The sequence below is a fragment of the Streptomyces sp. B8-7 genome (assembly GCF_058833805.1).
The window spans coordinates 111,971-134,531 of record NZ_JBYRRL010000001.1 but is presented as its reverse complement, the minus strand read 5'-3'; the positions used below and the strand labels follow the sequence as shown (position 1 = coordinate 134,531).

The window sequence follows — 22,561 nt, the reverse complement described above, 5'->3', positions numbered from 1 at the left end:
GCACAGGGTGCGGGTCGTCATCGCCGAGGATTCGGTGCTGCTCAGAGAGGGGCTGACCCGGCTGCTGACCGACCGGGGCCACGACGTGGTCGCCGGGGTGGGGGACGCCGAGGCACTGATCAAGACCATCACCGAGCTGGACGCCGAGGGTGCGCTGCCCGATGTCGTGGTCGCGGACGTGCGGATGCCGCCGACGCACACCGACGAGGGCGTACGGGCCGCGGTGCGGCTGCGACAGGCCCATCCGCGGCTGGGTGTGCTGGTGCTCTCCCAGTACGTGGAGGAGCGCTACGCCACCGAACTCCTGGCCGGCTCCAGCCGTGGCGTGGGCTACCTGCTCAAGGACCGGGTGGCCGAGGTCCGCGAGTTCGTGGACGCCGTGGTGCGGGTCGCCGAGGGCGGTACGGCGCTCGACCCGGAGGTCGTCGCCCAGCTGCTGGGGCGCAGCCGCAAGCAGGACGTCCTCGCGGGCCTCACCCCCCGGGAGCGGGAGGTGCTGGGGCTGATGGCCGAGGGGCGGACGAACTCGGCGGTCGCCAGGCAGCTCGTGGTCAGCGACGGGGCCGTGGAGAAGCACGTCAGCAACATCTTCCTCAAGCTGGGCCTGTCCCCCAGCGAGGGCGACCACCGCCGGGTGCTGGCCGTGCTGACCTACCTGAACTCCTGAACCCCGCCGTCGGCGGCGGAAGGCGGTGAACGGAGGGCGCCGCCCGGCGCGCATCGCACGAACGGCCCCTCTTGCGGCCTTTTCGGAGACCTCTGCCAGGTCCGTGTCCGCCCTCCCCCGGCCGGTGGTCCGCTGCCGGCCGAGCCGCTGTCCGCCCTGTCCGGAGCCCGTGTTCGCGATGCTCCCGGGCGCGGGTCCGTCGGTCACGAAGCGGGTGTTCGTCGTGCGAATGCTCCACAGGGAGCAACCTCCGCGGACGTAGGGTTGGGGCGGGGAAGGCCTGCGGGAAGGCCGGTCCCCGACAGCCGCCTCGAAGGAGGTCCAGTTCAGTGACCAGCAAGGTCAGCAACGCAGTGGATCAGGCAGACGGAACCGTCGTAGGAGAGCAGCGCAGACCGGCCGGGGCGAAGGACGTCCGACGCGTCGACCGGGTGGTCATTCGGTTTGCGGGGGATTCGGGTGACGGCGTGCAGCTAGCCGGTGACCGTTTCACGTCGGAGTCGGCGTCGTTCGGGAACGATCTGTCGACGCTGCCGAACTTTCCTGCGGAGATCCGTGCTCCTGCGGGGACGTTGCCGGGGGTGTCGTCGTTCCAGGTGCATTTCGCCGATCACGACATTCTCACTCCGGGGGATGCCCCGGATGTGCTGGTGGCGATGAATCCGGCCGCGCTGAAGGCGAATGTGGGTGATCTGCCGCGTGGTGCGGAGATCATCGTGAACACGGACGAGTTCACCCGGCGGGCCCTGCAGAGGGTGGGTTACGAGAGCAGTCCGCTCCAGGACGGTTCGCTGGAGGGGTTCCGGGTGCATCCGGTGCCGCTGACGTCGCTGACGGTGGGGGCGCTGGAGGAGTTCGGCCTGTCGCGCAAGGAGGCCGGCCGCAGCAAGAACATGTTCGCGCTGGGGCTGCTGTCGTGGATGTACCACCGTCCGGTGGAGGGCACGGAGAGGTTCCTGCGGGCGAAGTTCGCCGGCCGGCCGCGGCTGGCGGAGGCGAACGTGGCGGCGCTGCGGGCGGGCTGGAACTTCGGGGAGACCACGGAGGACTTCGCCGTCTGCTACGAGGTCGCTCCCGCGGCGAAGGCGTTCCCGGCGGGGGTCTACCGCAACATCTCGGGGAACCTGGCACTGTCCTACGGGCTGATCGCCGCCTCGCGGCAGGCGGACCTGCCGCTGTTCCTCGGCTCGTACCCGATCACCCCGGCCTCGGACATCCTCCACGAGCTGAGCCGGCACAAGAACTTCGGCGTGCGGACCTTCCAGGCGGAGGACGAGATCGCCGGCATCGGCGCCGCCCTGGGCGCGGCGTTCGGCGGATCGCTGGCGGTGACGACGACGTCGGGGCCGGGGGTGGCGCTGAAGTCGGAGACGGTGGGGCTGGCGGTCTCCCTGGAGCTGCCGCTGCTGGTGATCGACGTCCAGCGCGGCGGGCCCTCGACCGGGCTGCCGACCAAGACCGAGCAGGCGGACCTGCTGCAGGCGATGTACGGCCGCAACGGCGAGGCACCGCTGCCGGTGATCGCCCCGGCCACCCCCGCCGACTGCTTCGCCACCGCGATCGAGGCGGCCCGGATCGCGCTGGCCTACCGCACCCCGGTCTTCCTGCTCTCCGACGGCTACCTCGCCAACGGCTCCGAACCCTGGCGCATCCCCGAACCCGGCGAACTGCCCGACCTGCGCGTCCGCTTCGCCGACGGCCCCAACCACACCACCGAGGACGGCACGGAGGCCTTCCTCCCCTACAAACGAGACCCGCACACCCTGGCCCGGCCCTGGGCCGTCCCCGGCACACCCGGCCTGGAACACCGCATCGGCGGCATCGAGAAGCAGGACGGCACCGGCCACATCTCCTACGACGGCGCCAACCACGACCACATGGTCCGCACCCGCCAGGCCAAGATCGACAACATCACCGTTCCCGACCTCACCGTCGACGACCCCCACCACGCCACCACCCTGGTCCTGGGCTGGGGCTCCACCTACGGCCCCATCACCGCCGCCGTCCGCCGCCTGCGCACCACCGGACACCCCATCGCGCAGACACACCTGCGCCACCTCAACCCCTTCCCCGCCAACCTCGGCGAGATCCTGGCCCGCTACGACCGCGTCATCGTCCCGGAAATGAACCTCGGCCAGCTCACCACCCTCCTGCGCGCCCGCTACCTCACCGACGCCCGCCCCCACACCCAGGTCACCGGCATGCCCTTCAAGGCCGAACACCTCGCCCACGCCCTGAAGGAGGCCATCACCGATGACCACTGAACTCCCCCTCACCCGCCCCACCGCCAAGGACTTCAAATCCGACCAGGAAGTGCGCTGGTGTCCCGGCTGCGGCGACTACGCCGTCCTCGCCGCCGTCCAGAACTTCCTGCCCGAACTCGGCATCCCCCGCGAAAACATCGTGTTCATCTCCGGAATCGGCTGCTCCTCCCGCTTCCCCTACTACATGAACACCTACGGCATGCACTCCATCCACGGCCGCGCCCCCGCCATCGCCACCGGCCTGGCCACCACCCGCCCCGACCTCAGCGTCTGGGTCATCACCGGGGACGGCGACGCCCTCTCCATCGGCGGCAACCACCTCATCCACGCCCTGCGCCGCAACGTCAACCTCAACATCCTGCTCTTCAACAACCGCATCTACGGACTCACCAAAGGCCAGTACTCACCCACCTCCGAACTCGGCAAGATCACCAAGTCCACCCCGATGGGCTCACTCGACACCCCCTTCAACCCCCTCTCCCTCGCCCTCGGCGCGGAAGCCTCCTTCGTCGCCCGCACCATCGACACCGACCGCAGCCACCTCACCGGCGTACTGCGCCAGGCCGCCGCCCACCCCGGCACCGCCCTCGTCGAGATCTACCAGAACTGCAACATCTTCAACGACGGCGCCTTCGACGCCCTCACAGACCGGCAGTCCGCCCAGGACGCCGTCATCCGCCTCGAACACGGACAGCCCGTCCGCTTCGGCACCGACCACACCAAAGGCATCACACGCAACCCCGTCACCGGCGACCTGGAAGCCGTCACCGTGACACCCGACAACGCAACAGACCTCCTCGTCCACGACGCCCACGCCCCCTCACCCGCCACCGCCTTCGCCCTCACCCGCCTCGCCGACCCCGACACCCTCCACCACACCCCCATCGGCATCCTCCGCGCGGTGCAACGCCCGGTCTACGACACCCTCATGACCGACCAACTCGACACCGCCACCGCACAACACGGCAAGGGCGACCTGACCGCCCTGCTCACCGGCGACGACACCTGGACCGTCGCCGACTGAGAGCCGACGCGTCGGTGCGGCTCCGGGACGGCGCCGCAGTCACCAGGCCCGGGCGGACTCCGCTCGGGCCTCGTCGTAGCCGGTCCGGGCTGCTTCGACGGCGGGCATGCGGCGCTCGGTCCATCGGGCGAGGGCGCCCACCCGTTCCGCCGCCTCGCGGCCGAGCGGGGTCAGCGAGTAGTCGACGCGGGGCGGGATGACCGGCCGGGCGTCCCGGTGCACCATGCCGTCGCGCTCCAGGGTCTGGAGGGTCTGGGTCAGCATCTTCTCGCTGACGCCTCGCCCGAACCGGCCGATCTCCCGCCGCAGCTCGCTGAACCGGTACGAGCGCTCCAGCAGGGCGATCAGCACCAGGACGCCCCAGCGGCTGGTGACGTGCTCCAGCACGAGGCGGTACGGACACAGGGCCTCGGCCTCGACTCCCGAGTTACTTACCGACATGGAAGTACCTTACTTCAAAGTGGGTACTTTCTTTTAGTTAGTGCGCTGCCTACGGTGAGGATCCAAGACACCGAAGGAGTTCTGAACCATGAGCATCGTCGTCACCGGAGCCACCGGAAAGCTCGGCCGCCACGTCGTGGCGCAGCTGCTGGAGAAGGTCCCGGCCGAGCAGGTCACTGTCGTCGTACGGGACGCGGCCAAGGCCGCCGGCCTCGTCGCGCGCGGGGTGCGGGCCGCGGTCGCCGACTACAACGCCCCGGAGACCTTCGACGGGCTGTTCTCCGCCGGCGACCGGGTCCTGCTGATCTCCGGCAACGAGTTCGACAGGAACCGCCCGGCGCAGCACAAGGCCGTCATCGACGCGGCCGAGGCGGCGGGCGTCGCCCTGCTCGCCTACACCAGTGCTCCCGGCACCCTGACGGCCGCGCTGGCCGACGACCACCGCGCCACCGAGGAGATCCTGCTGGCCTCCGGCGTGCCCTACACGCTGCTGCGCAACGGCTGGTACTTCGAGAACTACACCGAGAACCTCGCCCCGGTGCTGGCGCACGGCGCGGTGGTGCAGGCCGCGGGCGACGGACGCGTCTCGGCCGCCTCCCGAGCCGACTACGCGGCCGCCGCGGTCGCGGTGCTGACCGGCGAGGGGCACGAGAACGCGACCTACGAACTCGGGGGCGACACCGCCTTCGGCTTCGCCGAGTACGCAGCCGAGCTGAGCCGGCAGACCGGGCGGGAGATCACCTACTCCCCCGTCCCCGTGGACGCCTTCAGGGGCGTCCTGACCGGTGCCGGGCTGCCCGAGGCGTTCGCCGCGATCCTCGCCGAGGTGGACACGTCCGTGGAGAAGGGCGAGCTGGTCGTCTCCACCGGAGATCTCTCCCGGCTCGCGGGGCGCCCCACCACCACGCTCGCGGACGCGGTCGCGGCGGGTCTCAGGGCCTGAGCAGCGCCCGCCGTCCCGGCCGGCCGCGCTTCCGGGCCCGGCCGCGCAGGGTGCGCCCGCCGCACCGGACGCTGCGGCCCCGTGCCGGCACCCGTCGTCCGCCGAGCGCCCGGGGCGTCCGAGGGTGTCCGGAGGTGCGCGGAGGTGCGCGGAGGTGCGTCACACCCGACTGTCATGACCGTATGGCGATACGGGCATGACAGTCGGGGGCTCCCGGCGCTACCTTCGTCCCGGCGGGTGTTGCGGCGAGTGAGGAGGGCCCGTGGGCGAGTCGAGCGGCGAGCGGCGCATCGGACTGCTGAACGGCTTCGCGGCCTACGGGATGTGGGGGCTGTTCCCGCTCTTCTTCCCTCTGCTGGCGCCGGCCGGCGCGGCGGAGGTGCTCGCCCACCGGATGGTGTGGTCCTTCGCCGTCGTCGTCCTCGTCCTGCTCCTCGTCCGGCGTGGGCGGTGGATCGGGGAACTGGTGAGGCAGCCGCGCCGCCTGACGCTGGTCACCGTCGCCGCCACGGTGATCGCGCTCAACTGGGGCGTCTACATCTGGGCCGTGAACAACGGCCGGGTCGTCGAGGCCTCCCTCGGCTACTTCATCAACCCGCTGGTCACCATCGCGATGGGCGTGCTGCTGCTGAAGGAGCGGCTGCGGCCGGCGCAGTGGGCGGCCGTCGGCACCGGCCTCGCCGCCGTGATCGTCCTGACCGCCGGGTACGGGCGGCCACCGTGGATCTCGCTGGTCCTCGCCTTCTCCTTCGCCACGTACGGTCTGGTGAAGAAGAAGGTGGGCCTCGGCGGCCTGGAGTCGCTCGCCGCCGAGACCGCCATCCAGTTCCTGCCCGCGCTGGGCTACCTCCTCTGGTTGAGCGCCCAGAGCCGGTCGACCTTCACCACCGAGGGCACCGGACATGCGGCGCTGCTGTCGGCGACCGGCCTGGTGACCGCGCTGCCGCTGGTCTGCTTCGGCGCGGCCGCCATCCGCGTCCCGCTGTCCACTCTCGGGCTGCTGCAGTACCTGGCCCCGGTGTTCCAGTTCCTGCTCGGTGTCGTCTACTTCCGGGAGGCCATGCCGCCCGAGCGCTGGGCCGGTTTCGCCCTGGTGTGGCTGGCGCTGACCCTGCTCACCTGGGACGCGCTGCGCACCGCCCACCGGGCGGCCCGCGCGCTCCGGAACGGGGCGGTGCCGGCGGCCCGCCCGGCCGGAGGCCGGACCGGGGCCGGGGTCGCGGTCCGGCCTCCGGCCGGGGCCTGCGAGACAGCCGGCGCGTCCGGAGCCTTGGAGCCGACCGGGCCGTCCGAAGGCGAGCCGCTGGACGCCAGGCCGTAGCCGGGCGGGAGCGGAGGGCACCGCTCGCGGCCGCGGCGCCTCCATGCGGCCGCGGTGTCGCAGCGCATCCCTCCGGGCGCGCCGGTCAGGAGTTCACTCGGCCGGGTGCGGACCGACGGCTCGGCCTCCGGCCCGCGGACCGCAGGGCGACATCGCCGAGCGGGCCAGGAGGACGAGGCCGGCCCGGATGCGCCCCTCGCCGAGTTCCGGCAGAAGCGCGGCCACGTGCTCGGCCGCCATCGCGGCGAGCAGGGCATGAGCCGTGCACTCGGGGTCCGGGGTGGCGCCCAGCAGGATCGCGGCATGACGGTGCCAGAAGCGGTAGGCACCGATCCGGTACCGTGCGCCGGCCGCGGCCGTCTCCGACGTACGGATGAGAGCCAGGTTCTGCAGCAGGTGGTCGACGTAGGCGTCGACGAACGCGACGAGGCGCTCCTCGTCGGCGGCACCGGGCCCCAGCGGGGGCGGACCGTACAGGATCGCCTCCTGCAGGACGCGCTCGCGCGCGTCGAGAAGGGCTGCGGCCAGTCCGGACTTGTCCCCGAAGCGGCGGTACAGGGTTCCCTTGCCGACCCCCGCGGCTTCGGCGACCTGGTCCATGGAGACCGCGTCCACCCCGTGCTCGGCGAACAGCCGCGCGGCCGCGTCGAGCACCGCGGCCCGGTTGCGGGCCGATCGCGCCTGCTCCTTCGGGGGCGGAGTGCGCAGCAGTTCCACCAGCGTTGCAGAATCGGACTGCAGTCCGTTATTGTCTTGAGCCACGACCGGACTATAGTCCGTTTTCTGAAGGGGCAGGGAATGACCGCACTCATCACACGGGACGAGCTCAAGGCAGCCATGGAGTCGGGCAGCGTGACCGTCCTCGACACCCTGGGCGGCGAGTACTACGCCAGACAGCACCTGCCGGGTGCACTCGAACTGGTCCTCGCCGACGTGTCCGCCCAGGCGCCCGCTCTGCTCCCCGACCGTGACGCCCCGATCGTCACCTACTGCTCCAACCCGGCCTGCCCCAACAGCGGACAGGTCGCCGACCGGCTGACCGCTCTCGGATACACCGATGTCCGCAAGTACCGGGAGGGCATCCAGGACTGGGTGGAGGCGGGCCTTCCCACCGAGTCCGCCTGACCCGGCCGGGGAGAGGGCAACCCGAGGGGCGCGGCGCTGCCCTCCCCCCCCCCGGCAGTCACACGTCCGCACACCGTTCCGCACACCGTTCCGTGCACCGTTCCGTGCACCGTTCCGTGCACCGTTCCGTGCACCGTGCCCGGTCGGCAGGGCCGCCGACCGGGCACGGTGCACTCTCGCGGGCGGCTCGCCCTGTCGTGCCGGTCAGCCGAGCCCGGCTCTGGCGGCGAGCCGGGCCATGCGGGCGTGGGCCGACTCCAGCCGCTCCCGGTCGGTGGCGGCGGGGCCGCCGCCGGAGGCCAGCTCCGTCCACACGTCGATGAGTTCGCGGCCGAGGCGCAGGCCCTCCTGCGGGTCGCGCACCGCGCGCCAGGCCATCGCCGCGCTCTGAACGTTCCCGTACGCCGCCTCCGCGTCGTTCCTGCCATGGTGTATCCGGGCCAGGTCGAGGGAGAGTGCGAGGGCTCGTGCACCATCGCCGGCCAGATAGGCGATGTAGGCGGCCAGCTCCCGCAGCCGCAGCGTGTCGGGGTGCTCCGCGTGCAGGGCCGCCGCCGTGAGCGCCTGCTCCGCCAGTTCCGCGGCTGCCGTCACCTGTCCCGACCGCACGGCCTCGCTGATCCGGGCCATCGGCTCCGCGAGCGGTCCGCCGGCGATGCCCGGGGCGTCGTCGAGCACGGCTTCCGCCACGGCGTCGAAGCCCCGGGGCGGGGTGTGTCCGGCCGGGGCGGAGTCCGCCTCGTGGTGCGGGTGCGGAACCGTCGCGGGGCCGGCCGCGGCATGCGGCGCCCGGCCCGGCCGGGGGCCTGCCTCCGGCAGCGGCCCCGAGCCCGGCTCCCGCGGCGGGCGAGGGGGCGCGGTCGGCTGGAGGTAGGGGTTGGGGGCGTCCGGCCGGGGCTGGTCCGGGCGGGCGGCGTAGGGCGAGTGGACCGGCCGTGCCGGGGGCCGGGCACCGGACGGCTCGGTCGTCGAGGAGGGGCCGGCCATGGCCGGCGGCGGGCCGAACCCCCCGGTGGGCGCCGGGGGCCGCTGCGCCTCCGGGACGGGGGTCCGCCCCGGGACCGCCTCTGTGGCGGGCGACGCCTCCGGCCGGGGACCGCCCCGCCGTGCCCGGACCGGGTCCCCGGTGAAACTGCTTGAGCCGTCCGGGGCGACCTGGAGGGGGACCACGTAGCCGATGCGCTCGTCGTGGACCAGGGCGAGGACGGTACGGCCGGAGGAGTGGGCGAGGGCGTGCAGGTGCTTCAGAACGGCGCGTTGGATCTCCTCGCCGGGGGCCGCGGTCACTCGCGCCCCGTCGACGAGGGCGCTGTCCGCGGTCACCCGGACGTCGAGCGGCGTCGTCGGCCCGGCGGGCGGCGGCTCGGCGACGGCCTGCTGCTGCACCTGGCCGCCACGGCTGGATGGTGTCATCGGTCCCCCACTTCCCTGCGTCCGCGAACCTCGCCCGGACACCTGCCGTCGAGTCTCTCCGTTCACTGCCGGTGCCCGCGTCACCACGGCGTCACAGCCTCGTCCCAAGCACCGGCGGGCGACCGCCGGGCACCGCGACGACCGCTCGTCCACCGCTTCCGCGTCTCCCCGCCTCTGCGCCCCGTTTCCTCCCACTCCCCTGCGGTCGCGGTGGCCGAGGGCCGCGGGAGGCGGGGCACGACCGCGCGCGAGCGCCGCTGTCCCGCGGACCTGCTGCCGCTGTCCCGCTGTCCCGCCGTCCCGCCGTCACGCTGTCCCGCCGTCAGTCGGACACGGGCCGCGCGGTCACCTGCCGCGGCGGTCAGGCGGTGATGTCCTTGGTGGTGAACCTCGCCCACGCCGCCGTGCCGAACACCGCCGCGTAGAGGGCCTGGAGGCCGAGGTTGGCGCGCAGGTCGTCCCAGTGGACCGGCTCGCGCATCAGGTCGGCGAAGGACAGCCAGTGGTGCGAGAAGAGGTACGGGTGTACCGCGCTCAACTGGGGTATCTGGTCGAGGATCTGCACGGTGATCAGCAGGCCGACGGTCGTCGCCATCGCCGCGATGCCGCTGCCGGTCAGTGTCGACACGAACAGCCCCAGTGCCGCGACCCCGAGCAGGGAGGCGGCGACGACCAGGGCGATCAGCACGGCCCGGACGAGGCCCTCGGAGAGACTGATCCGGGTGCCGGAGATGGTCGTCAGCTCACCGAGCGGGAAGAGGACGCCGCCCACCACCAGCGCCGAGGCCGCGACCGTCAGGGTGGCCGCGAGACAGAAGGCGATCACGGTGGCGTACTTGGTGAGCAGCAGCCGGGAGCGGCCGGCCGGGGCGACGAGCAGATAGCGCAGGGTGCCTCCGCCCGCCTCACCGGCGATGGCGTCGCCCGCCACCACGCCGACCGCCATCGGCAGGAAGAAGGGGAGGGTCGCGGCGAGCGCCGTGAACACCAGGAACAGGCCGTTGTTGGTGATCTGCGAGATGAACGGCGGTCCCTCGCCGCCCCCGCCGCCCAGGGACGAGCCGTCACTGGTCTCGATCTTCACGGCGATGCCGACCAGCACCGGGACCGCGGCCAGCACGCCCAGCAGGGCGAGCGTGCGCCAGCGCCGGAAGGTCGTCGTCAGCTCGCTGCGCAGCAGACCCAGGCTCCACAGGACGCCGGGCGTACGGGCTTCGGCCGGGGCGGTTCGCGGCGCGGCGGTCAGATCAGCCTGCGACATCGAAGCCCTCCCCCGTCAGTGCCACGAACGTCTCCTCCAGCGAGGCTCGTTCGACACCGAATCCGCGCACTCGCACTCCTGCCTCCACCAACGCCGCCGTGAGCTCGGAGAGTTCCCGCTCGGGAGGCTCGCCCGTGACGCGGTCCCCGTCGACGGCCACATCGGCCACACCGTGCTCCTTCAGCACCCGGGCCGCATCCGCCGGGTCCGGCGTCGAGACGACCAGGCGTCCGCGCGCCCCGGCGGCGAGGTCGGCGACGGCGCTCTGGATGATCAGGCGGCCGCGGGCCATCACGGCGGCGTGGGTGCACACCTGCTCGATCTCGTCGAGCAGATGGGACGACAGGAACACGGTCGTGCCGTCGGCGGCGAGCTCCCTGACGAGCGCGCGGATCTCCCGCATGCCCTGCGGGTCGAGCCCGTTGGTCGGCTCGTCGAGCACGAGCAGACGGCGCGGCTGGAGCAGGGCGGCGGCCAGACCCAGCCGCTGCTTCATGCCGAGGGAGTACGCGCGGGCCTTCTTGCCCGCCGCGGCGGCGAGACCCACCCGGTCCAGCGCGGCGGCGACCCGTGCCCGCCGGGTGCGCGGGTCGGCGGTGGGGTCGGCCGCGTCGTAGCGCAGCAGATTGTCACGGCCGGACAGGAACCCGTACAGGGCCGGTCCCTCGATCAGCGCGCCCACCTGCGGGAGCACGGTCCGCGCGGCACGGGGCATGGGCCAGCCGAGCACCCGTGCGGTGCCCGAGGTGGGCTCGATCAGGCCCATCAGCATCCGGATGGTGGTGGTCTTGCCGGAGCCGTTGGGGCCGAGGAAGCCGAACACGCTGCCCTCCGGCACGGTCAGGTCGAGACCGTCGACGGCGAGGTGCCCGCCGCGGTAGCGCTTGGTGAGGCCCCGGGTGACGATGACGCCGCCGCCCGCACTGCCCTCGTCCACCGGGCCGCCGTCCTCCGCGGCGTCGCGTACGGCCCGCTCCGCCCGGCGCGCGGGCCGCTCCCGGGGGGCCTGCGCGGGCTGCGTCCCGGCGGCCTCGCGCACGGGCGGCGTCTCCCGCACGGGCGGCCGCCCCGATCCCTCCGCCGGGGGCGCCTCGGTGCCGGTCTCCGGGGGCCGTCCGCCGTCGCTGTCCGGGGGTGGCCGGTGGCCGTTCTCCGGCCACCCCTGGGCCTGGCTTCCGGGTCCCTCCGTGGCGGACGTCGCACGCATGGGCTCCCCCGGCTTCCTCGACTCGTGGTACGCGTACGGTACTCACTGCCCGGCGCACGCGCCCGCGATCGCGGTCATCGCTGCGAGTCGGCCGCCTCGACCAGCGCGTCCTTGGTGACCGCGCCGACGTAGACCGTGCCGTCGTCGGTGACGAGGGCGTTGATCAGACGGGTCTTGAAGACCGTGCCCTTGCCGAACTTCCCGCTGGCCTTGTCGCCCAGGGAGTCCAGGAAGCCGCCGAAGGCGCCGGCCCCGTCGCCGAGGTCGGCGCCGGACGGGATGCCCTCGCCGCCGGTGTCCAGGACGACGACGGTGTTCCAGCCCTCGCCGATGGTCTTCATGCCCTCGGCGCCCTCGGCGAAGCCCTCCTCGACGCCCGGCGGCAGGTCGCCCTCGTCGAACTCGAAGCGGCCGTCGCCGGTCGGCTCCGGGCCGTGGCCGGACTCGCCGGACTCGCCGGACTCTCCGTCCTCGGTGACCTCGGCGCCCTTGGGCGGGCGGAAGTCGAAGGTGGAGGCGGCCGGCTTGGCGAAGTCGACCCGGGTGAAGCCGACGTCCAGGACGGCGGCGCCGCCGCTGGACGGGGTGAGCGTGAACTTCAGCGGGGTCCATGTCCCGGCGTCCACCGCGATGCTGATCGCGCCGACCGTCGTGCCGGACTGCTTGGGCTTGATCACCAGCTTGTAGGCGTCGCGCCCGGCGACCCGGGCGGTGCCGTCGACGGTCACGGAGGTCGTGTCGTCGACCGACTTCAGGGCTTCGCTCGCGAAGTCCTTCGGCATGGCGGGCAGTTCCCCGGTCCTGCCGGACCGGGCGGCGGGCTCGTCGGTCGTCGAGTGGTAGACCTCGTTGGACTTGCTGTCGTAGCCCCACAGGTCCTTGCCGTTGTGGATGACGCTGTACTCGGCGGCGTCCTCCAGGAGGGACAGCTTCTGCCGCTCCGGACCGTCGGCGGCCACGCGCAGGGTGTGGGTGCCGGAGGCCAGTTCGGTGAGCCGCGCCGAGGGGTCGGCGGCGGAGCCGTCGCCGCCGCCGCTGCCGGCGGCGCCGGCGAGCAGTCCGCTCTCCAGCCCGCCGAGGTCCGGCAGGCCCAGGTCGGTGTTGATGCGGACCGTACCGGACAGCTGCTCGGTGTCCGACTCGGCGATGTTCTGGACGAGTTGTTCGGCGGTGATCCTCGGCAGGTCGGGGCTGCCGGAACTGGCGAGCGCCGGGACGAGCCCGATGGTCGCCGCCGCCACGCCGGTCACCGCGGCCGGAACCGCGTAGCGCGCGGCCCTGCGCCGTGCCGCGCTCGGGCCGTCGGCCGTCGCGACGGTGGTGCTCTCGTCGGATTCGTACGGTGCCATGTGTGCCCTACCTCCGTGTCGGCGGCGGCCGTTCAGCTCGTGCGCACTGTCCACCCTCAGCCGCCATTCTCACCCGGATCGGTGAGGAGTGGTGTTGTCCGTGTGGCCTCCATCAGACCAGGCGGAGGGGTGATGGCGCGTCACTCCGCGGAGGCAACTCCGTGTACTCCTGCGGTATGACACGGGAGGGCGGCACCTCACCCGACCCGTAAGGGTCGAGGGCGGCGGCCCTCGGGGCGACGCGCTCCGGGGTGCCACCGGGGCGGGGAGACGGGCAGGCGGGGGAGGCTGCGCGACGGGCGACGGGCATCGGGGCGGCGGGGCCGACACGAGGAACGGTCGCCGGCCGGTGACCGCCGACCAGCGACCAGCGACCAGCGACCAGCGACCAGCGACCGAGGGTCGTGCCTCGTACGTCGTACGTCGTGCGTCAGCCGGCCCGGTGCACGACCGCGTCGCAGAGCTCGACCAGGGCCGCCTTGGAGTCGCACTCCGGCAGCGGGGCCAGCGCGGCGCGCGCCTCGGAGGCGAACCGGACGGTGTCCCGGCGGGCCTGCTCCAGCGCCGGGTGCGCCCGCAGGGCGGCGAGCGCCTCGGCGTGCCGGGCGTCGTCGGTGAGGTCGGAGTCGAGCAGCTCGCACAGGGCGAGGTCCTCGGCGAGACCCAGCCGGGCCGCCCGCTCGCGCAGCCGCAGCACGGGCAGGGTGGGGACGCCCTCGCGCAGGTCGGTGCCGGGCGTCTTGCCGGACTCGTGGGAGTCGGAGGCGATGTCGAGGACGTCGTCGGCGAGCTGGAAGGCGACGCCGAGCCGCTCACCGTACTGCGTGAGGACGTCGACGACGGTCTCACCGGCCCCGGACATCATCGCGCCGAACCGGCAGGAGACGGCCACCAGGGAGCCCGTCTTGCCGCTCAGCACGTCCAGGTAGTGGTCGACCGGGTCGCGGCCGTCCGCAGGGCCGGCCGTCTCCAGGATCTGGCCGGTGACCAGGCGCTCGAACGCCTCCGCCTGGACCCGTACGGCCTCGGGTCCCAGGTCGGCCAGAATGTGCGAGGCGCGGGCGAAGAGGAAGTCACCGGTGAGGACGGCGACCGAGTTGCCCCAGCGGGTGTTCGCGCTGGGCACGCCGCGGCGCACGGCCGCCTCGTCCATCACGTCGTCGTGGTACAGCGTCGCGAGGTGGGTGAGCTCGACCACCACCGCCGACGGCACGACTCCCGGCGCGTAGGGGTCGCCGAACTGGGCGGCCAGCATCACCAGCAGCGGCCGGAACCTCTTGCCGCCGGCCCGCATCAGATGCTGGGCGGCCTCCGTGATGAAGGGGACCCCGCTCTTGGTGGCTTCGAGCAACCCTTCTTCGACAGCCGTCAATCCGGCCTGGACATCGGCTTCCAGAGCCTGGTCCCGCACGCTCAGCCCGAACGGCCCGACGACGGTCACGAGGGGTCTCCTGTCTGCTGGTGTCTACCGGCGATTACACGGTTTGTCGATAGGTCGCTGCCATCACTCAAGTCAGCGTATCCGGTCACGATTCGATCACTGCCGCCACCCACCCCGCAGGCCGGGCGGTATTGCGGCACGGCCGGTATGTTGCTGATCAACCGATAGGAACGGACATTTATCGACTTAACAGAACACCCGGCCTCGTAGGGATCACGCCATGCAGCACCCCGTCCGTCACACCCCGCAGGACCCCCCGCAGGACCCCCCGCAGGACCCCCCGCAGCACACCCGGCAGGACCCCCCACAGCACCCCGTGCACCATGCCGCGCGCCACGCTCCGTCCATCCGTACGTCCTTTCCGCGCGAGATCACTCACGAGGATCTGCGCGTACCGCTCGCGGACGGGACGCTGCTGCATGCGCGCGTGTGGCGCCCGGTGGACGGGGAGCCCGTCCCGGTGCTGGTGGAGTACGCACCGGACCGGCTGACCGACGCCACCGCGGCCCGGGACGCACAGCGCCACCCCTGGTACGCAGGGCACGGCTACGCCTGCGTCCGGGTCGACGCTCGCGGGCACGGCAACAGCGAGGGCCTGCCCGCGGACGGACGGCCGCCCGGGAAGCCGGAGGCGGCGGCGACCGGGCCGGCCACGGCCCGCGCGCCGCACCGAACGTACGGAGCGGGCGCGGCAGCGGTCCCGGGGGCCGAGACCTCGGGGTTCGAGGTCACGGGGTTCGAGGTCACGGGGTTCGAGGTCACGGCGTCCGAGGTGGCGGACGGGGTGGAGGTCGTGCACTGGCTGGCGGCTCAGCCGTGGTGCGACGGCGGGGTCGGCATGTTCGGCATCTCGCGCGGGGGCCTCATCTCCCTCCGGGTGGCGGCTCTGGCGCCGGAGCCGCTGAAGGCGGTCGTCGTGGTGTGCGCTCCCGACGACCGCCGCGACCGCGGCCGGGGCCGCCGTGGCAGCGGACCGTACGCGACCGCAGGTCCCCCGCTCGCGGAGGACCTGCACGTCCGCTCCGCCGCGGCACTCGCGGGCGCGGCCCTCCCGCCCGACCCGCGGTACGCCGGAGAGGCCTGGCGCGACCTGTGGCTGGAGCGCCTGAACGCCGTGGAGCCCCTCGCCCCCGCCTGGCTGAAGCACCGGAGCACGCCGCCGCCCGCAGGTCCCGGCGGCGGTGACGGCCCGGGCCACGTCCGAAACGCACATCCGGCCCTCGGCGACCTGCCCGGCGGGAGCCCCGCAGCGGGCAGCACCGAGGAGGGAGCGCATCACGACGGGCCGACGGCCGCCGGCCGCGACACCGACAACGGCCCCGGCAGCGACACTGAAACCGACACCGACACCGACACCGACACCGGCACCGGCACCGGCACCGGCACCGACACCGACAGCGGCGGCGGCGACAGCTACAGCGACGGCGCGGACGCCGCTGGCAGCGATGCGGGCGACGCGGGTGACCCGGGCGGTGGTGTCGCCGTGCTGGCCGTGGGCGGCTGGCCGGGTCCGGACCGGGACGGCGTGCTGAGCCTGATCGAGCGACTGCCCGCGGACCGGGTCCGGGGGCTGATCGGGCCCTGGCCGTGCCAGTACCCCGACCGGAGCGCGCCGCCCGGCCCGGCGATCGGCTTCCTCCAGGAGACCCTCCGCTGGTGGGACCACTGGCTCAAGGGGGCCGACACCGGCGTGCCCGGCGACCCGCTGCTGCGCGCGTACGTCCTCGGCGCGCACCGCCCGGCCACCGCGCCCCCGGCGCTGCCCGGCCGCTGGGTCGGGGAGCCCGCCTGGCCCTCGCCGCACGTGACCCCGGTGACGTACGCCCTCCGGGGCGCGTCCGTGGCCGTGCGGTCCCCGCTGCACACCGGCCTGGACGCCGGCCGGTTCCGGCCCGCGGGCGGCGACGCCGACCTTCCGCCCGACCAGCGGGAGGAGGACGCGCGGTCGGTGTGCTTCGGGTTCGCGGCGGGCGAGGAGACCTGGGTGCTGGGGCGGCCCCGGGTGCGGTTGCGGCTGACCTGCGCCCAGCAGCGCGGACTGGTCGTGGCCCGCCTGTGCGACGTGGCACCGGACGGGTCGTCGACGCTGGTCACCCGGGGGATGGCACGCCTCGGCCCGGGAGCCGGCACCCGTACGGTGACCGTCGGTCTGGGCGCCGCCGGATACGCCTTCCCACCCGGTCACCGCATCCGGCTCGCGGTGTCCTCCGCCTACTGGCCCTGGATCTGGCCGGAGCCGGACGCGGCGTACGGCTTCACCCTGCACCCCGCGGGCAGCACGCTGGAGCTGCCGGTGCGGTCGCGGCCCGCGCGGGACACGGTCGCCTTCGCGGAGCCCGAGCAGGCCGAGCCGCTCGGCGTGAGCCTTCCGATGACGCTGGACGAGCCGCGGCCGGGCCGGTTCGAGGCACGGGACGTCGCCGGGGACAGGTGGCGCGTGGAGATCTCTCCCGGCCCGGACGGCACGCACGTACACCCCGACGGGCTCCAGGTCACCGAGGAGGCGCTGGAGACGTACGCCCTCCGCGGCGGCGACCCGCTGTCGGCCCGGACACACACCCGGCGGTCGGTACGGCTGCACCGGCCCGACGCGGGGTGGGACGTCACGGTCCGCGCCCGGTCGGAGATCACCTGCTCCGAGACGGACTACGTCACCGTCGACGAGGTGGTCTGCACGGAGGGCGCCGAGGTGGTGTTCCACCGCACCTGGGAGAAGCGGGTTCCACGGGCAGCCGGTTGAGGCCGAGTTGGGATAGATGCCCGTTTTGCACTTCTTGTGACTGACGGTGAGTTGGCTCACCCCGCGGCCGACGCGGGCCGGACCGGCCCCGACGCCAAGAAGGCCGCCTCGCCGTGCGATTGCACGGCGAACGCCATAAAGGATCAAGTGGAACAAACTACCCGGATCATGGAGTCCCGCCGCTTTCCGTGAATTGCGCACTTGTTTCCGACACGCGCTCTCGCATACGTTCCGGGCCAGCCGGGCGGACGCCTAGTCCTGCCGCCGCCCACGGCATCCCACACGACCAACGCAGCGGCAGGAGCGGGGGACCCAGGTAGGTCGCCGGTCCGCACGTCGTACCAGTACGGCGTACGGCACGGCTTGGGGTGAAGCCATGCCTTCAGGGGCACGGCCGGGCACCTTTCCGCCCGAACCCGACAGCTCACCTCGCAGGCGCCGGAGAGGACATCCCCCATGCCTGCGCACCCGCACGCACCCCGCCGCCGCCGTCTCGCCCGCGCCCTCGCCGCCGCCGGAGTGGGCGCCGCCGTACTGGCCCTGCCGATCGTCGGCGCGACCAGCGCCTCGGCCGCCCCCACCGCCGCCACGGCCGCGACCGTCTACCCGAGCAACCTCGACGGCTGGATCCGCCAGTCCCTCGACGTCATGGCCCAGCACGGCATCCCGGGCAGCTACAACGGCATCTACCGCAACATCATGCGCGAGTCGTCGGGCAACCCCTACGCCATCAACAACTGGGACTCCAACGCCGCCGCCGGCACCCCGTCCAAGGGCCTGCTCCAGGTCATCGACCCGACCTTCGCGGCGTACCACGTGCCCGGCACCTCCTTCGACCCGTACGACCCGGTGGCGAACATCACCGCCGCCTGCAACTACGCGGCGGCCCGCTACGGGTCCATCGACAACGTCTTCGGCGCCTACTGATCCCCCTTGGTCCCCGGACCCGGTCCCGGTCCCGGGCCCGGGCCCGGGTGCCCGGGTGCCCGGAATCACGGGCCCGGGCTCCGGGCTTCGGACTCCGGGGCCTCAGTCTCCGGCCTTCCGGGCCGGTGGACGCCCGAACCCCTGAGCGCCGTCGAGCCCTCAGGATTCCCCGCCGGGGCTCAGCCGTAGAGCCGTTCGAGGACGACGGCGATGCCGTCGTCCTCGTTCGAGCGGGTGATCTCGTCGGCGACCGCCTTGAGTTCGGGATGCGCGTTGGCCATGGCGACCCCGTACGCGGCCCAGTCGAACATGGGGATGTCGTTGGGCATGTCGCCGAAGGCGACGGTGTCCGCCGGGGTCAGCCCGAGGTGCCGGGCGGCCAGCGCCAGCCCCGTCGCCTTGGTGACGCCGCACGGCTGGAGCTCCACCGTCCCGGGCCCCGACATGGTCACGGTGGCGAGCGATCCCACCACGCCACGTGCCACACCTGCCAACTCGTCGTCGCCCAGCGCATGGTGCCGCAGCAGCACCTTGCTGATCGGCTCGCACCACAGGTCGTCGCGCCGCTCGACCCGCAGCGCGGGCAGGGTGGGGTGCGGCATGGTGTAGCCGGGTTCGATGAGCGTCAGCCCGTCGACGCCGTCCTGGTCCACGGCCGCGAAGACCTGGCCCACCTCCGCCTCGATCTTGCCGAGCGCGGTCTCTGCCAGTTCCCGGTCCAGCGTGACCGACCACAGCAGCCGGTCGGACTCCACGTCGTAGAGCTGGGCGCCCTGCCCGCACACCGCGAGGCCCGCGCCGTCCAGGTCTTCCAGGAGCGGGCGGACCCGGGGCGCCGGCCGGCCGGTCACCACCAGATGACGGGCTCCGGCCGCCGCCACCAGCCCCAGAGCGGCACGCGACCGATCGGAGAAGGTGTCGTCGCCGCGGAGCAGCGTGCCGTCCAGATCGGTGGCGACGAGCGAGAATTCAGTGCGGTCGGCATATGCGGTGGGTGCGGCCATGATCAGAGAATACGGACAGCCCGCCCCCTCGACCCCGCGTGAACCGGACTCCGCCATGCGCCCCCGCACGTCCACGCGCCCCACCAACTCCCCACCCCACTGGGCCATTTCACCCCCGACCGGGGCGACCGAGCCTCCTCGCGCCCACCTACGCCGCTCCTGACCTGCACCGCGTCCCACGACGGCGCTCGGCGGGAGGGACCGGCACCCGTGGCGGACGCGAGGCACAGGCCCTCAGCTCAGGCTGGGCACGCCCGTCCGTGGGCGTCAGACAGCGGAGTCGGAGCGTGTACGTCGGACCGCGGGCATCAGGGCATGAACGTCAGAGCGTGGACGTGAGACCGCGGACGCAGAGCGTGGACGCAGAGCGTGGACGTCCGCGTGGAGGTGAGACCGCGGACGTGGGACCGCGGGCCTCAGGCCGGGGACGGCCGTCGGTCCACGGCCGACGCACGGCACCCGACCAGGGGCGGTGCGGTCGGCACCCGACCAGGGGCGGGCAGACGGCGCCCGGCGGCGGTGTGCCCCGTTTTGCCGCCCGACGCGGGAAAACTCCGGCCGCTCCCCCTGACCATGCCGGGCGGCGCGGCCGTAACGTGTGGCCCAGTCACGTGCCGTCCCGAACGCGCGGCACGCGAGCGCACGACCCCGCACACGGCACGCACGAGAGTGAGGCAGAACCGCATGCCCCCCTTCGATGTCCCCGAGGGCGACCCCTTCGGTCCGCACAACCTTCCGTACGGCGTGTTCTCCACCGGAGAACCGGCCGAGCGGACCGTCGGCGTCCGGCTCGGTGACCACGTCCTCGACGCGGGGGCGGTGGCCCGTGCCCTCGGCTCCCCCTATGTCCTGCTGCTCGCCCAGCCCTCCCTCGACCCGCTGCTGGCCGCCGGCCGCACCGCCTGGTCGGACGTCCGTCGCGCGCTCACCGCGTGGGTGACCGTGCCCTCCTACCGGGAGACGGTCGAACCGCACCTGCACCCGCTCGACTCGGTGACGATGCACCTGCCCTTCACCGTGGCGGACTACGTCGACTTCTACGCGTCCGAGAACCACGCCCGCAACGTCGGCCAGATCTTCCGCCCCGACGCCGAGGACTCCCTCACCCCGAACTGGAAGCACCTGCCGATCGGCTACCACGGCCGCTCCGGCACGATCGTGGTCTCCGGCACCGATGTCGTACGGCCCTCCGGCCAGCGCAAGGGCCCCGCCGATCCCGCGCCCGTCTTCGGCCCCTCCGTCCGGCTGGACATCGAGGCCGAGGTCGGCTTCGTGGTCGGCACCCCGTCCCCGATGGGCAGCCCGGTGCCGCTGGGCGGCTTCCGCGACCACGTCTTCGGCCTGTGCCTTCTCAACGACTGGTCCGCCCGTGACCTGCAGGCCTGGGAGTACGTCCCCCTCGGCCCGTTCCTCGGCAAGTCCTTCGCCACCTCCGTGTCGGCGTGGATCACTCCCCTCGAGGCACTGGAGGAGGCGCGCGTCGCCCCGCCGGCCCGCACACACCCCCTGCTGCCCTACCTCGACGACACCGACGAGGAGCCCTGCGGCTACGACCTGCGGATCTCCGTCGCCGTCAACGGGCACGTCATCTCGGAGCCTCCCTTCTCCACGATGTACTGGACCGCCGCACAGCAGCTCGCCCACATGACGGTGAACGGCGCCTCCCTGCGCACGGGTGACTTCTACGGGTCCGGCACGGTCAGCGGCCCCGCCGAAGCGCAGCGCGGCTCCCTCCTGGAGCTGACCTGGAACGGTCGCGACCCCCTCGAACTCCCCGACGGCAAGCGGACCTTCCTGGAGGACGGCGACCTCGTCACCCTCACCGCGTGGGCTCCGGGACCGGACGGCGTCCGCATCGGACTCGGCGAGGTGTCCGGGCGGATCGTGGCCGGATGACCGGAGGCTGACGAAGGCACAGCGGGCGGGACGGCGCGCCCCCCGTTCCGCCGGGCCCGGCCGGAACCGTGCCGGACCACGCCACCCGGCCCCGCCCGCTCCCCCTTCCGCCCCTCCTCTCTCTTCCGTCGGCTCCCGCCGGATTCCTTACGCACGGCGCTCGCCCCCGTCATACTGGCGGCGAGCCGTCCGCCCGTGCCCTGCGCCCGGGCCAGGGCCCGCACCGCACCGTTGCATCCTCGTGCCCTCGCACCTTCCGCACCGCCTGCCCCACCCGCACACCCCGCCCACGCGGGACGCGTCCCCCGGTCCCCGTCCCACCCCCGTCCCGCGGTCCGCACACCCCACGCCCGCCCCAGCACCAGCACCAGCACCAGCACCAGCACCACTGTCCGCACCCGCCCGAGCCGCCCCTACTCCCGATCAGGATCCGGAGCCCGTGGCATGACCGTCTGCCTGCTCCTGCTGAGCGTCGTCGCCCTGACGGCCTCCGTACCAGCCCCTCGCGCCCTGACCCGGGCCGACTGGCCCGAGCGGGAGCCCGTGGTCGCGCTGTGGGTGTGGCAATGCCTGGTCGCGACCGTGCTGCTGTGTTGCCTCACGGCCCTCGTGCTCAGTGCCGCCGCGGTCTTCCAGACCGTTCGCGCCCATGTCTTCGCCCCGGCGCCCGCGGCCGTGACCGCCGCCTACGACGACGTCTCGGGCGCCCCGGCCTGGGCCACCGCCCTGACCGTCCTGCTGGCCTGTGGAGCCGCCTGGACCACCGCGATGCTGGCCCGGGAGCTGGTGGAGGCCCGTCGGCGGCGCGGCCTGGCGCGCGCGCACCTGCGTGAGCGCGCACCCGATCTGCCCGCCGGACTTCCCGCCGCCCGGGGCCCCCTGCTCGTGCTGGAGGACGAGTACCCGGACGCCTGGTGGATGCCGGGCCATCCGCCGCAGCTGGTCGTCACCACAGGCGCCCTGCACCGTCTCACCGACCGTCAGCTGGACGCCGTACTCACCCACGAACGCGGTCACGCCCGCGCCCACCACGACTGGCTGCTGCACCTGTCGACGGCCCTGGCCAGCGGGTTTCCCCGGGTGCCGCTCTTCACCCACTTCTGCGACCAGACCCGTCGGCTCGTGGAGCTCGCCGCCGACGACACGGCGTCCCGCCGGTGCGGCCATCTGACCACGGCCCTGGCACTGATCGAGCTGAACCAGCACCGCGGCGTCCTGTCCTGCGCCTCCAGCAACCGTCTGCTCGGTGAGCGCGTCGACCGCCTGCTCCAGCCCCCGCCCCGTCTGGAGCGCGGCCAGCGCGCCCTCACGACCACGGTCGCGGCACTGGTGCCCCTGCTGCCCCTGCTGATCACCTTCGCACCCGGTCTGACCGCACTGAGCTGACCGGAACGCCTCTCCCGCCCTTCCCGTCCTCGGTCTTCCTCCGTCTCCTCTTCCTCCTCTTCCTCTCCTCCCTCGGCCCGTCTTCTCTTCCTCTCCCTCCTCGGCCCGCCTTCCTCGGCCCTCTCCTTCCTCCGGCCGCCGAGCGGGCCCGG

Annotated in this window: 18 protein-coding genes and 1 riboswitch; of the genes, 10 read left to right on the top strand and 8 right to left on the bottom strand. The window is 73.3% G+C overall.

Annotation, left to right across the window (positions count from 1 at the left end):
- Positions 1–7: 7 nt before the first annotated feature.
- From AC5K6T_RS00590 to AC5K6T_RS00580, 3 genes are all read left to right on the top strand, one after another.
- Positions 8–667, top strand: a complete 660-nt coding sequence (locus AC5K6T_RS00590; protein ID WP_493207266.1) for a response regulator — start codon at positions 8–10, stop codon at positions 665–667.
- Between the two features lie 329 nt (positions 668–996).
- On the top strand, positions 997–2,931 hold the full coding sequence (locus AC5K6T_RS00585; protein ID WP_493204767.1) for a 2-oxoacid:acceptor oxidoreductase subunit alpha: 1,935 nt from the start codon (positions 997–999) through the stop codon (positions 2,929–2,931).
- A complete protein-coding gene (locus AC5K6T_RS00580) occupies positions 2,921–3,955 on the top strand; it encodes a 2-oxoacid:ferredoxin oxidoreductase subunit beta (protein ID WP_493204766.1) in 1,035 nt (344 codons plus the stop codon). Before AC5K6T_RS00585 ends, AC5K6T_RS00580 begins: the two co-directional genes overlap by 11 nt.
- Positions 3,956–3,994: 39 nt before the next feature.
- On the opposite strand, the gene AC5K6T_RS00575 is transcribed toward AC5K6T_RS00580, so the two are convergent.
- Positions 3,995–4,396, bottom strand: coding sequence for a winged helix-turn-helix transcriptional regulator (locus tag AC5K6T_RS00575; protein WP_493204765.1), 402 nt, complete (start codon positions 4,394–4,396; stop codon positions 3,995–3,997).
- Positions 4,397–4,484: 88 nt separating this feature from the next.
- Here AC5K6T_RS00575 and AC5K6T_RS00570 point away from each other — a divergent pair, with 88 nt between their 5' ends.
- Positions 4,485–5,339, top strand: a complete 855-nt coding sequence (locus AC5K6T_RS00570; protein ID WP_493204764.1) for an SDR family oxidoreductase — start codon at positions 4,485–4,487, stop codon at positions 5,337–5,339.
- A gap of 322 nt (positions 5,340–5,661) precedes the next feature.
- Positions 5,662–6,660, top strand: a complete 999-nt coding sequence (gene rarD / locus AC5K6T_RS00565; RefSeq protein ID WP_493207265.1) for an EamA family transporter RarD — start codon at positions 5,662–5,664, stop codon at positions 6,658–6,660.
- Positions 6,661–6,753: 93 nt separating this feature from the next.
- On the opposite strand, the gene AC5K6T_RS00560 is transcribed toward rarD, so the two are convergent.
- Positions 6,754–7,422, bottom strand: a complete 669-nt coding sequence (locus tag AC5K6T_RS00560) for a TetR/AcrR family transcriptional regulator (RefSeq protein WP_493204763.1) — start codon at positions 7,420–7,422, stop codon at positions 6,754–6,756.
- A gap of 36 nt (positions 7,423–7,458) precedes the next feature.
- Here AC5K6T_RS00560 and AC5K6T_RS00555 point away from each other — a divergent pair, with 36 nt between their 5' ends.
- Positions 7,459–7,785 carry a rhodanese-like domain-containing protein gene (locus AC5K6T_RS00555; RefSeq protein WP_493204762.1) on the top strand — a complete coding sequence of 109 codons (327 nt, stop codon included), beginning with the start codon at positions 7,459–7,461 and terminating at the stop codon, positions 7,783–7,785.
- A 204-nt stretch (positions 7,786–7,989) separates the two neighbouring features.
- On the opposite strand, the gene AC5K6T_RS00550 is transcribed toward AC5K6T_RS00555, so the two are convergent.
- From AC5K6T_RS00550 to AC5K6T_RS00530, 5 genes are all read right to left on the bottom strand, one after another.
- On the bottom strand, positions 7,990–9,198 hold the full coding sequence (locus AC5K6T_RS00550; RefSeq protein WP_493204761.1) for a tetratricopeptide repeat protein: 1,209 nt from the start codon (positions 9,196–9,198) through the stop codon (positions 7,990–7,992).
- A gap of 361 nt (positions 9,199–9,559) precedes the next feature.
- On the bottom strand, positions 9,560–10,459 hold the full coding sequence (locus tag AC5K6T_RS00545; protein WP_493204760.1) for an ABC transporter permease: 900 nt from the start codon (positions 10,457–10,459) through the stop codon (positions 9,560–9,562).
- Positions 10,446–11,498, bottom strand: a complete 1,053-nt coding sequence (locus AC5K6T_RS00540) for an ABC transporter ATP-binding protein (protein WP_493204759.1) — start codon at positions 11,496–11,498, stop codon at positions 10,446–10,448. Before AC5K6T_RS00540 ends, AC5K6T_RS00545 begins: the two co-directional genes overlap by 14 nt.
- Before the next feature lie 242 nt (positions 11,499–11,740).
- Complete coding sequence (locus AC5K6T_RS00535) at positions 11,741–13,015, bottom strand: LolA family protein (protein ID WP_493204758.1); 1,275 nt, start codon at positions 13,013–13,015, stop codon at positions 11,741–11,743.
- Positions 13,016–13,445: 430 nt separating this feature from the next.
- Positions 13,446–14,456 (bottom strand): polyprenyl synthetase family protein, encoded by a 1,011-nt coding sequence (locus AC5K6T_RS00530; RefSeq protein WP_493204757.1) that lies wholly within the window; start codon positions 14,454–14,456, stop codon positions 13,446–13,448.
- A gap of 220 nt (positions 14,457–14,676) precedes the next feature.
- Between AC5K6T_RS00530 and AC5K6T_RS00525 the strand changes: the two genes are divergently transcribed.
- Both AC5K6T_RS00525 and AC5K6T_RS00520 read left to right on the top strand, forming a co-directional pair.
- Positions 14,677–17,196: a CocE/NonD family hydrolase gene (locus AC5K6T_RS00525; RefSeq protein ID WP_493204756.1), complete on the top strand. Its 2,520-nt coding sequence runs from the start codon at positions 14,677–14,679 to the stop codon at positions 17,194–17,196.
- A 273-nt stretch (positions 17,197–17,469) separates the two neighbouring features.
- A riboswitch (cyclic di-AMP (ydaO/yuaA leader) is annotated at positions 17,470–17,647 on the top strand.
- A 5-nt stretch (positions 17,648–17,652) separates the two neighbouring features.
- Positions 17,653–18,123 carry a transglycosylase SLT domain-containing protein gene (locus AC5K6T_RS00520; RefSeq protein WP_493204755.1) on the top strand — a complete coding sequence of 157 codons (471 nt, stop codon included), beginning with the start codon at positions 17,653–17,655 and terminating at the stop codon, positions 18,121–18,123.
- A 179-nt stretch (positions 18,124–18,302) separates the two neighbouring features.
- On the opposite strand, the gene AC5K6T_RS00515 is transcribed toward AC5K6T_RS00520, so the two are convergent.
- Complete coding sequence (locus AC5K6T_RS00515; protein WP_493204754.1) at positions 18,303–19,127, bottom strand: HAD family hydrolase; 825 nt, start codon at positions 19,125–19,127, stop codon at positions 18,303–18,305.
- A gap of 684 nt (positions 19,128–19,811) precedes the next feature.
- On the opposite strand from AC5K6T_RS00515, the gene fahA reads away from it, so the two are divergent.
- Positions 19,812–21,023: a fumarylacetoacetase gene (gene fahA, locus AC5K6T_RS00510; RefSeq protein ID WP_493204753.1), complete on the top strand. Its 1,212-nt coding sequence runs from the start codon at positions 19,812–19,814 to the stop codon at positions 21,021–21,023.
- Between the two features lie 444 nt (positions 21,024–21,467).
- Entirely contained in the window at positions 21,468–22,409 is a 942-nt protein-coding gene (locus AC5K6T_RS00505) for a M56 family metallopeptidase (RefSeq protein ID WP_493204752.1), read from the top strand.
- Positions 22,410–22,561 lie beyond the last annotated feature (152 nt).